The organism is Photobacterium sp. TY1-4, from assembly GCF_025398175.1.
GTDB lineage: Bacteria > Pseudomonadota > Gammaproteobacteria > Enterobacterales > Vibrionaceae > Photobacterium.
Genome location: NZ_CP099734.1, coordinates 816,361 through 829,080 on the forward strand (window position 1 = coordinate 816,361; position 12,720 = coordinate 829,080).

10 protein-coding genes and 5 tRNA genes are annotated in these 12,720 nt (G+C 54.8%); 6 read left to right on the forward strand and 9 right to left on the reverse strand.

All coding sequences use genetic code 11. The annotated features are described in order from the left end of the window. Positions 1 to 1,956, reverse strand: a complete 1,956-nt coding sequence (locus tag NH461_RS04080) for a methyl-accepting chemotaxis protein (RefSeq protein ID WP_261601993.1) — start codon at positions 1,954 to 1,956, stop codon at positions 1 to 3. A 302-nt stretch (positions 1,957 to 2,258) separates the two neighbouring features. Further along, positions 2,259 to 4,007 (reverse strand): ABC transporter substrate-binding protein, encoded by a 1,749-nt coding sequence (locus tag NH461_RS04085; protein WP_261601994.1) that lies wholly within the window; start codon positions 4,005 to 4,007, stop codon positions 2,259 to 2,261. Positions 4,008 to 4,320: 313 nt separating this feature from the next. On the opposite strand from NH461_RS04085, the gene NH461_RS04090 reads away from it, so the two are divergent. The 4 genes from NH461_RS04090 (at position 4,321) to NH461_RS04105 (ending at position 7,463) form a co-directional block, all read left to right on the forward strand. Beyond that, positions 4,321 to 5,091: an ABC transporter ATP-binding protein gene (locus tag NH461_RS04090; RefSeq protein WP_261601995.1), complete on the forward strand. Its 771-nt coding sequence runs from the start codon at positions 4,321 to 4,323 to the stop codon at positions 5,089 to 5,091. Positions 5,092 to 5,171: 80 nt separating this feature from the next. Next, the gene (locus NH461_RS04095) at positions 5,172 to 5,948 is read left to right on the forward strand and encodes an ABC transporter substrate-binding protein (protein ID WP_261601996.1); all 777 of its coding nucleotides are present in this window, start codon (positions 5,172 to 5,174) and stop codon (positions 5,946 to 5,948) included. Between the two features lie 92 nt (positions 5,949 to 6,040). Next, positions 6,041 to 6,781 carry an ABC transporter permease gene (locus tag NH461_RS04100; RefSeq protein WP_261601997.1) on the forward strand — a complete coding sequence of 247 codons (741 nt, stop codon included), beginning with the start codon at positions 6,041 to 6,043 and terminating at the stop codon, positions 6,779 to 6,781. Between the two features lie 4 nt (positions 6,782 to 6,785). Then, positions 6,786 to 7,463, forward strand: coding sequence for an ABC transporter permease (locus NH461_RS04105; RefSeq protein ID WP_261601998.1), 678 nt, complete (start codon positions 6,786 to 6,788; stop codon positions 7,461 to 7,463). Positions 7,464 to 7,614: 151 nt separating this feature from the next. Here NH461_RS04105 and xthA read toward each other — a convergent pair whose 3' ends face one another. After that, complete coding sequence (gene xthA, locus NH461_RS04110; RefSeq protein WP_261601999.1) at positions 7,615 to 8,424, reverse strand: exodeoxyribonuclease III; 810 nt, start codon at positions 8,422 to 8,424, stop codon at positions 7,615 to 7,617. 161 nt (positions 8,425 to 8,585) lie between these two features. Between xthA and NH461_RS04115 the strand changes: the two genes are divergently transcribed. Next, a complete protein-coding gene (locus NH461_RS04115; RefSeq protein ID WP_261602000.1) occupies positions 8,586 to 8,834 on the forward strand; it encodes a GlsB/YeaQ/YmgE family stress response membrane protein in 249 nt (82 codons plus the stop codon). Between the two features lie 144 nt (positions 8,835 to 8,978). Beyond that, the gene (locus NH461_RS04120; protein WP_261602001.1) at positions 8,979 to 9,941 is read left to right on the forward strand and encodes a glutathione S-transferase family protein; all 963 of its coding nucleotides are present in this window, start codon (positions 8,979 to 8,981) and stop codon (positions 9,939 to 9,941) included. A 64-nt stretch (positions 9,942 to 10,005) separates the two neighbouring features. Here NH461_RS04120 and NH461_RS04125 read toward each other — a convergent pair whose 3' ends face one another. From NH461_RS04125 to NH461_RS04150, 6 genes are all read right to left on the reverse strand, one after another. Next, complete coding sequence (locus NH461_RS04125; protein WP_261602002.1) at positions 10,006 to 11,742, reverse strand: response regulator; 1,737 nt, start codon at positions 11,740 to 11,742, stop codon at positions 10,006 to 10,008. Positions 11,743 to 11,925: 183 nt separating this feature from the next. Next, a tRNA-Tyr gene (locus tag NH461_RS04130) sits at positions 11,926 to 12,010 on the reverse strand. A 77-nt stretch (positions 12,011 to 12,087) separates the two neighbouring features. Continuing rightward, positions 12,088 to 12,172, reverse strand: a tRNA-Tyr gene (locus NH461_RS04135). A gap of 77 nt (positions 12,173 to 12,249) precedes the next feature. Next, positions 12,250 to 12,334 (reverse strand) — tRNA-Tyr (locus NH461_RS04140). Between the two features lie 77 nt (positions 12,335 to 12,411). Beyond that, positions 12,412 to 12,496, reverse strand: a tRNA-Tyr gene (locus NH461_RS04145). A 77-nt stretch (positions 12,497 to 12,573) separates the two neighbouring features. Beyond that, positions 12,574 to 12,658 (reverse strand) — tRNA-Tyr (locus NH461_RS04150). Between the last annotated feature and the right edge of the window lie 62 nt (positions 12,659 to 12,720).

The following is a 12,720-nucleotide window of genomic DNA, read 5'->3' on the forward strand; positions in this document are numbered from 1 at the left end:
TTAGTACCGGGAGGCGACCCGGAATGTATCGAGGCGGTTCTTTTGTGTTTCGGCCAACTGTGACAAGTGGTTACTGGATTCTGCACTCTGGCTGATCCCGGCAACATTCTGGCTGATGATGTCGTTAATGTGGCTGATGCTCTGGGTAATGTCGGCCATGATCCGGCTTTGTTCAGCCACGGATGCCGTGACATCGCCGTTCACCTGGCTGATTTGCTTCAGTGCCTGGGTGATGGTGTCCATCTGGCTGCTGGTCTGTTCGGCAATCCGACGATTGCTGTTAACCTTGTCGAGGCTGTTGTTCACGGCTTCCACGGCGGTGGCCGACTTTTGTTGCAACTGATCGATAATGGCCTGGATTTGTTGGGTCGACTGTTGGGTCTTGGCCGCCAGCCCCCGCACTTCATCGGCCACGACGGCAAATCCGCGACCACTTTCACCGGCCCGGGCGGCCTCAATCGCAGCATTGAGGGCCAGCAGGTTGGTCTGCTCAGAAATGGTATCGATCACCGTAATGACTTCACTGATCCGCATGCTCTGCTCGTTCAGATCGAGCACCTGGCTGGCGGTGTCGCTGAGCTGCTGGGCCAGCTCTTCGGTCAACTGGCGGGCGTGGTGGGCAACTGCGGTGCTTTCTGCACCCATCGCCAGTGCCTGTTGGGCACTGTCGTCGGCGGTTTTGGCGTAGCCGTCAACCTGGCTGGCCGCCGCCGAGAGATCACTGACTGCTGCGGTGATGCGTTCGATTTGTTGCTGCTGCTCGCGGCCGTTGACTTCGCTCTGCGTCATCACGGCTGCCAACTCGGTTGAGGAGGCCGCAACTTCGTTCCCGACCCCGCGCAAGGCATGGATCGTTTGGCTCAGTTGCGTGATGGCTTCGTCGACACTGACGCCCAGCAGGCCGAGTTCATTCCGGCCGGCGATCCCGGAGCGGGTCTCTAAATTGCTTTCAGCCAGGTTTTTCACGCTCAAATACAGGCGTTTCATGATATCGCTGATGGCGTTGGATAGGATGAGGCTGATGCCGAGCGCCAGTAAAGTCGCCACAATGGTCGCGATCAACTGGCTATGAGTGACGGACTTCAGCAGATCGGTGGTGGCATCGGACAACACTTCGGTCCGCTTGTTCGACGTGCCGGCCAGGCGGGTCACGATGTCCGTATTTTGCCGACCGAGTGCAACCATCAAATCAACGGTCTGGGCTTTGGCGCGTTGCAGCGTGAGGATAGCTTCAATACGCTGCTGCCATTGCTGCAGGTTACGGGCCAGGGTGGCGTTCTGCGGCCACGCGGCAAAGGGATCAAGCTGCTGTTGCAGCGATTGGGTCTGCTCCAGCGCAACACGGGTTTGGGACGGCTCCTGGCTTTTGACCCCGACAGCCAGATGGTAGAGCATCAGGCCAGTGGTATCGGCCATTTCAGACACGTGTTGGTTCCACCGGGCGATATCCTCGGCGTTGCGCTGACGGGTGATCTGGCGATCGGCATCTTTCAGATCGGTCGAGATCCAACTGAGGTCCTGATAGTGCTGGTGGATCTGCTGACGCTGGCTGCGAAACTGCGCCGATGTCTCAGCCAACCGCCGAAAGTTTCCGATAAAGGTTTCCAGCTCCGTGCGGACTTGGGGGGAAACGGCCTGACTTTGATGGTTGGCCAACGCTTCAAATTGACGTTGCACTTGAGCCAGGTTTTTTTGATTGAGCTCGACCATACTATCGAGGTGATCATAAAAACCCTGTGCATAAATGATTTCCATGCGACTGATATCGAGTAAGTCCTGGAATTCTTTCATGACCGAATTGAATTCAATTAAATCATTCACTTCTTCCGTATTTTTTTCCGCGTCATAAATAAAGTTATAACTAATTAAAATTGTAATAATAAAGCAAATCACAGCAAAGGCTGATGACAGCGACAGCAAAAGTCGCAAGGGCAGGTTTCTGATGGTCTTCAACATAATTTCCGGGTGAATGTTCGCTGAATTACTGGGTGGCGGAGATGACCCCCCACCCTGCAGCCAGCCGTAGGGAGGCGTGGTCGCAAAAGTGGCGGTATTATAGGGGCAACCCTGAATACATGATAGCGACCATTTGTGACAGCTGATGAAATTGTGTCGGGGATAATGGAACAAGTCTTTTTTTGCTGAGCGATTTTAATAAAAATATATCAGCTGTCATATTTTGATATATTTTTTATTTATTCAGGCGGTCATTATCAGGCACCACAACGGTTGGTTTCGTTCAGCCGAAATGAAATCGATCACGGTTGGTTGGTTTCCGTATTGGGTGCCGCGGTTGCGCTTTGGGTTGGGGGTGTTTTAGGACGCAACGCCAGCACATGGAGTAATCGCTCCGGATTTTGCGGCCACACGACGGGGTTGGCGATCGGGTTGTCTTCATTGAACCAGCCGGTGAAGCGCTGGGTGTTGTACTGGTAGAACTGGACGGTGTTATAGAGTGGCACGGTGATCTGCTGGCTGGCGACCAGGCTGTCGAGCTCGCGGATAATCGACAGCCGCTGGTGGGCTGTTGCGGCGGTCGGAAACCGGGCCAGGAGCGTGTCAATCTGTGGGTCACGATAAAAATGCATCGCATAGCGCGGGTACTGCGGGGCTTGGTAGGCGCTGTCAAACCCAAGCTTAAAATAGTTGAACGGGGTGAGCCCTTCCGGGTAGTTGGTCAGCGCCAGGGTGTAGTCGGCATGCGCCATCTGCTCGACGAACTGAGAAAATTCGACTTGCAGGGTCTGTGTCCGCAGGCCGATATCCGCCAGCATTTCGGTGAGCAGCTGGGCGGTGGTGTTGAAATCAGACCAGCCTTTCGGCGTGATGATCGTCAGGAGCAGCGGCTGGCCGGAAGGGAGCTCCCGCCAGCCGTCCTGATCGCGGTCGAGCACGCCGAGGGTGTCCAGCCGCTCCCGCGCCAGATCCGGGTTATAGCTAATATAAGGACGGTATTTCTCGGTGGTGACCGGATCTGCCCAGCGCTCAAAGCGCTGGCTCATGCCGGAAGCAAATTCGGAAGGGGCGCCTTGGCCGAACGCCGCAATGTCAATCAGCAGTTGGCGTTGGACCGCCATAGAAATGGCCCGGCGAAAGGCGCGCTGTTGGAACAGCGCCCGCAGTTGCGGCTGTGCGCTGTTGAAGTTGAACAGCAGGCTGATGGTGCTGGCCGGCGTTTGCCAGTAATTATAATCCGGGGAATATGAGGCATAGTGGCGCTCGATATCCGGAATAAAGGAGCCGGCCCAGTCAAATTCACCCTGGGCGATCCGGGCAATGAAATCATCATTGTTGGTTACTTTCGGATAATGGAGACAGTCGATCTGCAACTGTTCGGCTTGCCAGTAGCGGGGATTGCGGCACTGGAGATAACCGTCGGCACTCAGTTGTTCGATGTGGGTGAACGGACCGGTGCCGATCGGTTCGGGGTTGGTAAAGGTCAGCGGGTCGTCTACCTTTTCCCATTGGTGTTTGGGAACAATGGGCTGTAACACCAGGGAATAGGCGATCAGGGCATTGGGCTGGGTGAGCTTGATGTAGACCTGGTTGTCGCCGATTTGGCGGACGCTCTGGAGCCACGGACGAATGCCATGTGAGTCAAGGTTTGGCTTTTTTTGTGCCAATAAAAAGGAATACACCACATCGGCCGCAGTGAATGGTTTTCCATCTGACCAGGTCACTCCCTGGCGTAGGGTAAATGTGATCCCTTTGAGATCTTCATCGAGACGATAGCCGGTCGCCAGGCGGTATACCGGCTTGTTATTCTGGAAAGAATTGAAAATGATCAGGGGCTCAAAAATGAACTCATGGGCCGTCGGCATGACCGCGTGGGAAAAGGGATTAAAATTTGCAGTTACGTGCTCAATATATTCCGGGACCAGGGTCAAAATCGTTGGTTTTTGGGCAGCAGGCTCCCTGGCATAAACCGTGCCGGAAAGCAGAGTCACAGCAATCAGTAGCCATGGCATCCGGTGAGGAGATAGAAAATGAAAATAGGCTCTAGACATATGCCGGTTCGCTAATGCTCATACTGCAGAACTTTTATCGCCTTAACCTACCGCAAGTTACTTCGCGGATCAAATGATGTAATTCGACATCAAATGCTTAATTATGCACGGAATTTAACTGTTGATTCTTTAGAGTAAAAAGTTAATAAAATGTTGCCAATCGATGTTTGTGGTGATACTTTCGATGAAGTGCTCGGAAAACAGACAAAACTTCTAGACCTGAGATTTCGTGCCAGAATGGCGAACATCAGGCATCAACAGGAAGTGCACCGAGCAAACGTCCCGATTCATGGAGCAACAGGAGTTAGCGCGCATGGCTGAAGTAGTGGCGCTGGATGTCAAGGATCTGCATAAGTCTTTTGGTCAGAACGAAGTCCTGAAAGGGATCTCGCTGACGGCCCATCGCGGTGATGTCATCTCGATTATTGGCTCTTCCGGTTCAGGGAAGAGTACGTTTCTACGTTGTATCAATTTGCTGGAAACACCGACCCAGGGCGAAATTTGGGTCAATGGCGAGTTGATTAAAATGAAAAACAACCGCCGTGGGGAATACCTGCCGGTGGATGAGAAACAGGTGCAACGGATTCGCTCCCGGCTGGCGATGGTTTTTCAGGGGTTTAACCTCTGGTCCCATATGACGGTCCTGGGGAACGTGATTGAAGCGCCCATCCACGTGCTGGGGGTGCCGAGAGCCGAAGCGATTGAGAAGGCCGAAGCCTTACTGCAGAAAGTCGGCTTGTATGAGCGCCGGAATTATTACCCGGGCCACTTGTCCGGCGGTCAGCAGCAGCGCGCTGCTATCGCCCGGGCACTGGCCGTCGATCCGGAAGTGATGCTGTTTGATGAGCCGACCTCGGCGCTGGATCCGGAGCTGGTCGGGGAAGTCCTCGGCGTGATGCAGGATCTGGCTCAGGAAGGGCGCACCATGCTGGTGGTGACGCATGAAATGGCATTTGCGCGGGATGTCTCCAACCAGGTGATGTTCCTGCATCAGGGGCTGGTTGAAGAGCAGGGTTGCCCGAGCAAGTTATTTACCAATCCGGAATCAGAACGACTACAACAATTTATTTCCTCGATTTACTAAACTATAAGATCGACAGGAATGATTGCCCGGCAATGTTTGGGGATGTTGCCGGGCAGATGCAAACACAACAGGAGTAGAAGATGAAAAAATGGATTTTGGCTGCGGCCGTCGTATCTGCACTCGGTGCGACCTCAGTTCAGGCGAAAGAATGGAACGTGATCCGCTTCGGGATTGAAGGAGCCTATCCTCCGTTCAGCTGGACCGAGCCCAATGGTGAGCTGAAAGGCTTTGATGTCGATATGGCGAACGCCTTGTGCCAGGAGTTGCAGGCGAAATGTAAAATTGTTGCCCAGGACTGGGACGGCATTATTCCGTCTCTGCTGGCACGTAAATATGATGCCATTATTGCCGCGATGTCGATCACCGAAGAGCGCAAGAAAAAAGTCGACTTTACCGGCAAATATGCCCTGATCCCGAATAAGTTCGTGGCTAAGAAAGGCACCGAGCTCGACTTTACCAAAGCGGGCCTGAAAGGGGTCAAAATCGGGGTCCAGCGCGCAACCACCCATGATAAATATCTGACCGACAACTACGGCGATTCCGTGTCGATCGTGCGATATGGTTCGTTCGATGATGCCTATCTGGATCTGAAAGCTGGTCGGATTGCTACCGTGCTGGGCGATGCCTCGGCGTTGCAGGAAGGCCTGCTGAATAAGTCGGGCGGTGAAGGGTACGAGTTCATCGGCCCGTCGTTAACCGATCCGCAGTGGTTTGGTGAAGGGTTCGGGATTGCCGTGCGTAAGCAGGACAAAGATCTGACCCAGAAGCTGGACGCTGCCATCCAGTCGCTGCGTGAAAAAGGCGAGTACCAGAAAATCGCAGCCAAGTACTTTGCCTACGACGTGTACGGCGAGTAATCCCTTTCCTGAAACACAGCGGGGGCCGATATGCTCGGCCCCGGTTTGAGCCAACCGGCTCGCTTCCCTTTGCAGTATGAAGGAGCAACCTTTTGTTGGACTTAAAAGGATATGAATGGTCATTGGCGGAAGGGGCATGGATCACCCTGCAGGTCGCCTTGCTGTCGCTGGCCCTGGCCATGATTCTGGGGATGCTGGGTGCCCTGGCGAAATTGTCCCCTTACCGTTGGGCCCGTGCCATCGCCACCTTATATACCACGGTGATCCGTGGGATCCCGGATCTGGTCTTGATGATGCTGATCTTCTTCGGCGGACAGATGCTGTTGAACGACAGCCTGTACGGCATCAATGAGTGGTTAAACAACTTCTTTTCTTCTTCTGATCCCAACCATGAATGGACCGAGTATCTGCCGGATTATGTGGAAATCAGCCCATTTGTGGCCGGTATCCTGACCATCGGCTTTATTTTCGGGGCCTATATGGCGGAAACCTTCCGCGGGGCGATTCTGGCCGTCGACAAAGGCGAGCTGGAAGCCGGGAAGGCGTACGGGATGAGTAGTTTTCTGTCTTTCCGACGTATTTTGCTGCCGCAAATGATCCGCCACGCCCTGCCTGGCTTTGGCAACAACTGGCTGGTGTTGCTGAAAACGACCGCGCTGGTGTCGATCATCGGCCTTGATGATATGGTGCGTAAAGGCGCCCTGGCTGCCGGCACCACCCAGATGCCGTTTACGTTTTATATGTCCGTGGCGGTGATTTTCCTGGTGTTTACCTCATGTTCGACCAGCGTGTTGAAATGGGTCGAGCGCAAGTTCAGTATTCATACGAGGTAAGGGAATGGACTTTAGTATTCTGACAGAGAGCTGGCCGCTGTACTTAGAGGGGTTCTATACCACGGTCTGGATGGTGTTTGTGGCCCTGGTGATCGGCCTGGTGATTGCGATTCCGATTGGGGTGGCGCGAAACAGCAAGCTGCCTGTGGTGTCCGGACCGGCCTGGGCGTTTATTTACTTCTTTCGCGGGACGCCGCTGCTGATCCAGCTGTATCTGATTTACTACGGCCTGAGCCAGCTGTTTTCGGTGCAGGGCACCTTGTGGCAGGAAGCCTGGTTCTGTGCGCTGGTGGCGTTTGTCCTCAATACCTCGGCCTACACCGCGGAGATCATTCGCGGCTCCATCAACAGTATGCCGAAAGGGGAAGTGGAGGCCGCCAAGGCGTACGGGATGAGTCACTGGCAGGCGTTTCGCCGGGTGATCCTACCAAGCGCGCTGCGTCGGGCATTGCCGGCTTACAGTAATGAAGTGATCTTCATGGTACACGGCTCTGCCGTGGCTGGGATTGTCACCATTGTTGACCTGACCGGGGCAGCCCGGATCGTCAACTCGCGTTATTACGCGCCGTTTGAATCCTTCCTGTTTGCCGGGATGTGCTACATGGTGCTGACGTTTGCGATTATCTGGTGTTTCCGCAAGCTGGAAGGCCACTGGTTGCGACACTTGCGTCCTTTGAGCTAATTGACTAATCGACGAATCGGTTAATCGGCAGGCCGGAAAATACAGGCACAAAAACGCCGGTGCAGTTGATGCACCGGCGTTTTTGATTGAGTCGCGCAGCGGTCGGCTGCGCGGTGGTTACTGGTTTTGTTTTTATTTCTGTTACTGTCGCTTAGACGCTGAAAGTTGACCAGATCGGCGCATGGTCGGACGGTTTCTCGATCCCGCGCAGTTCATAGTCGATCCCGGCTTCCGTACAGCGCTGTGCCAGGGCTGGGGTGGCCAGCACCACATCAATCCGCAGGCCGCGGTTGTCGTCAAAGCCGCGCGAGCGGTAGTCAAACCAGGAAAACTGATCCGCAACCGCCGGATGCAACTGGCGGAAGGTGTCGACAAAGCCCCAGTCCATCAGCGTTTTGAGCCATTCCCGCTCGATGGGCTGGAACGAACATTTGCCGGTTTTCAGCCAGCGTTTGGCATTGGCCTCGCCGATCCCGATATCCAGATCGATGGGGCTGATGTTGATGTCACCCATTACAATCAGATCTTCGTCATTGTTGTGATAGTCATTGAGGTAAGCCATCAGATCCGCATAGAATTTTTCTTTGGCCGGGAACTTGGTTTCGTGGCTGACATTGTCACCTTGCGGGAAATAGCCGTTCAGGACGGTCACTTTTTTGCCGTTCGCCTGTTCAAACGTCGCCATGATCATCCGGCGCTGGGCATCTTCATCGTCGGTCGGAAAACCGCGTTTCACTTCCACAGGGGCCTGCTTACACAGCATGGCAACCCCGTAATGGGCTTTCTGACCGTGGAAATACACCTTGTAGCCCATGGCTTCGACGGCTTCGAGCGGGAAGGCCTCATCATGAACTTTGATTTCCTGAAGACCGATCACATCCGGCTGGTGTTTGTCGATCACCGCCTGAAGTTGATGCAGGCGAGCGCGAAGTCCGTTGATGTTGAACGAGATTACTTTCATTAATTCTGGTTCCGTAATTTAGCTTGGGAAACAGGGGGATCCCCGTGGCAAACGCCGATAGTAGCACAGATGCGAAGCGGCAATGAACCGTCACGCGCTGGTGGCTGCGTCGCTCATTGACTATGCTGTTGGTGGTATTGCTCACTTGATGAGGTCACAACATGGGCTTTTTATCCTGGATCATCCTCGGACTGATTGCCGGGGCGCTGGCGAAATGGCTGATGCCGGGCAAAGACGGCGGCGGCTGGCTGGCAACCATTGCCTTGGGGATCGCCGGGGCCTTTGTCGGCGGTTGGGTCGGAACCTTTATCGGTCTCGGGCCGGCGACCGGGGTCAATATCGGTAGCCTGATCACTGCAACCCTCGGGGCGCTGATCCTGCTGTTTGTCTATAACAAATTTTTGCGGTGAAGCCGAGTCGCAGATACAGCGAATGCGTCCATCACGCTGAAGCTTATTCGGATATTTTGATGATCATGCTCAAAATGCTCTGGCCGACACGTGCGGCAGGCCTGCCTATAATCGAATCCATTCATGTTTCAGGAGGGCTGCACGATGGGGAAATTAGTCAGAGGGGTTTGGCAGGATGTCTGGTATGACACTGAGGCCAGTGACGGGGCATTCGTTCGTGAAGATGCCGGCTTTCGCCACTGGCTGACGGCGGATGGTGGTCCCGGTCCGGCCGGACAGCGGGGCTTTCCGGCTGAATCCGGGCGGTATCATTTATATGTTTCACTGGCTTGTCCGTGGGCCCACCGCACGCTGATTTTGCGTCGGTTGAAGGGATTGGCGCCGCATATCGGGGTTACTGTGGTGAGCCCGGACATGCGGGAAAAAGGCTGGGTGTTTGACAAGCCTGAGCCCATCAACGGCTTCGCGTACCTGCATCAGCTTTACACCATGGCTAAAGCGGATTATACCGGCCGGGTGACGGTGCCGGTACTGTGGGACAAGCAGACGCAAACCATTGTCAGCAATGAATCGTCAGAAATCATCCGGATGCTGAACACGGCCTTCAACGCGCTGACCGGCAATACGGCGGATTTCTATCCACCGGCGCTTCAGGATGAGATTGACCACTGGAATTCGTTCATCTACCCGGCCATCAATAATGGTGTTTATCGCTGTGGTTTTGCCACCACCCAGGAAGCCTATGATCAGGCCTTCGATGCGTTGTTTACTGCGCTGGACAAAGTGGATGCGCACCTGGCGACCCATCGCTATCTTACCGGTAGCACCCTGACCGAAGCGGACTGGCGGCTCTTTACCACCTTGATCCGGTTTGATGCCGTGTATGTGGGGCACTTTAAGTGTAATCGTCAGCGTATTGCGGATTACCGGCACTTGCAGGGATATTTAAAAGAGTTGTATCAATTTCCCGGCATCGAAGAGACGGTCAATTTTGACCATATCAAGCGGCACTATTATTTCAGCCATCCTATGATTAACCCGACCGGAATTGTCCCGAAAGGTCCGGCGCTGGATCTCCATTCACCCCATGGTCGCGATGATCGCTAAGTTTCCCTGGAAGCGATGACTCTTGTCGTTGATCGCTCTGGCTCGCAAGAGGCTGGCACTGGTCTCAGCTGGCCATGGCTGCGGGCGCTGGGAGTTCGCCGTAGCGTTCGGTTCGCCGTAGATAATGCAGGCCGAGCTGGCGTAGCCAGATGGGTGACGCCGGGTTGGGCGTGATGAGCTGATGCAGGAGTCGCTTGCGCCATTGGTGCAGCTCGGTGGGGAGCGGGCAATCGCTGATCAAATTGAGGCTGCGTCGTAGTTTAGGCTGCTGCCCTGCGCCCAGTCGCAGCAGGCAATCCAGCCGCCCCAGATGCGCTTCGCTACACAGCGGATATTCCCTCAAAATTTGCTCGTAGGTCATCAACGCAACATCCGGCGCGTCGGACATGGCCTGAAACCCCAGATTCAGCTGCCGCTCCAGGTTTTTCACCGCCTGGCCCAGCAATGGATCCGCTTTGATCTCATCCAGGCGGTGGCGACTGTGACCATCAAATTGATCCCGCACCTTAAGGGCGCGGCAGATGTCGCCAATCAGCCGGGTTTCACCGAAATGCGCCAGCGCCGGTAAGGCATCCGCCAGCATGACGGATGGCAGGCGGCTCATGGTGTCGAAGTGGGGGGCGAGCCCAATCAACAGCCGCCGCCGGGCTTTACGGGTGGTGAGGACAGAATCGGCGCTGCCCAATTGCAACCGACACCCGGTGAGATGGCCAAAGCTGATCAGAAACGGCGCCTGAAACGGGGTAACGCGCCGGAGTGCCCGGCGGTGGATGCTTTCCAGTGCTTGGCGGAGCTGGCGCCGTAAACTGTTGGACGGTTGGGCAAAATAAAGCTTCTCGAAAATCGCGGTAAATTCGGCAAAGCAGATAATCCAGCTGATATCCATGATCGGCAACTTGTCTGCCAGGGTCCGTCCGGCGGCGAGTAAATCTTCATGCCGGTTGAGATCGGCTGCCAGCTGGGCGGCGGTAAGCGCCCGGTGGCTGATCCCCGGGGTAAAGGCCAGCGCGGTTTCGGCGGTTTTCAGCGCATCGTAATACTGCTGATTTTCTTCCTGGTAGTGAGACAGGTAATCGTAGGCTTCGATAATCAGCGGTGAGCGGTGCAGGAGTTGCTTCAGCAACCGGATCGCTTGTTGTCGCTGGCCCTGATGATGCAACAGGCGGGCTTCTGCCAGCAGGGTTTTGTGGGTTGGCGGATAGTGCTTCAGCTGCGACAGCAGTTGGGCCACGGCAGGCCACTGGCGGGCGGTGATGAGCAGATCCAGCAACAGGCTTTCGAGTTTCGGGTCGTGTCCGGATTGCTGTAACTGTTGCCGGCAGCAGGCAATCGCAGCCGGAAGCCCGGTTTGGAGCAGCGTGCGGTAGATTGGCGCCCGTGCCTGCATCGCTGACCGGACTTCGGCAAGTTTGGTCTTCAAAGGGGCGAGAGCGAGCGGCTTGGTCAGGAAGCTGTCGGGCTCGGCCGCCATGGAGGTAAGGATCACTTCCATCGAGCTGTCGCCGGACATCATGATCAGGCCAGACAACGCGGACAGGTAGTTGCGTTTTCGCAATAAGCTGATCAGCTCAAACCCATTAAAGCCATGGGTCAGGTGATAGTCGACGAACAAGAGATCGTAGTGGGTCTGCTGGCAGCGATCGAGTGCCTGCTGGTAGGTGTGCGCGGTATCGACCCGAAATTCCCCCAATTGTTGAAGCAATCCTTTCAGGCACAGCGCCGCCGAGCGTTGATCGTCAATGATCAGTATTTTTTGTCTTTTTCCCGGCTGCTCAGACTGCCGTTTCTGATCCAGGCTCATCCTGATCTCTCCGCGCAAGCGTATGGTTGGCTTTGTATATTCAGCCTAGGGGGCGGGCTTCAAAAGACCTGTCTCAATAAAGAGAGGAAGAGGATTTTGTGGTGAAATTATGAAGTGATGACGGCAAGAACTGGCAAGCGGCCATAAAAAAAAGCCAACTGCGATGCAGTTGGCTTGGAATGATGGTGGAGGGGGACGGATTCGAACCATCGAAGGCGGAGCCGGCAGATTTACAGTCTGCTCCCTTTGGCCACTCGGGAACCCCTCCACGGGGTGTTGCAAATTGTTAGATTGCTCTGTTTGTTGAGCAATATTGAGAACCGCGTTTACCATTCTCAGTAATGATGGTGGAGGGGGACGGATTCGAACCATCGAAGGCGGAGCCGGCAGATTTACAGTCTGCTCCCTTTGGCCACTCGGGAACCCCTCCACGGGGTGTTGCAAATTGTTAGATTGCTCTGTTTGTTGAGCAATATTGAGAACCGCGTTTACCATTCTCAGTAATGATGGTGGAGGGGGACGGATTCGAACCATCGAAGGCGGAGCCGGCAGATTTACAGTCTGCTCCCTTTGGCCACTCGGGAACCCCTCCACGGGGTGTTGCAAATTGTTAGATTGCTCTGTTTGTTGAGCAATATTGAGAACCGCGTTTGCCATTCTCAGCAATGATGGTGGAGGGGGACGGATTCGAACCATCGAAGGCGGAGCCGGCAGATTTACAGTCTGCTCCCTTTGGCCACTCGGGAACCCCTCCACAGGGTGTTGCAAATTGTTTGATTGCTCTGTTTGTTGAGCAATATTGAGAACCGCGTGTGCCATTCTCAGCAATGATGGTGGAGGGGGACGGATTCGAACCATCGAAGGCGGAGCCGGCAGATTTACAGTCTGCTCCCTTTGGCCACTCGGGAACCCCTCCACAGGGTTCTTTGAACAAGCAATGTGCTTGTTTAATCAGAAAGACGTACCTTACACCAGATA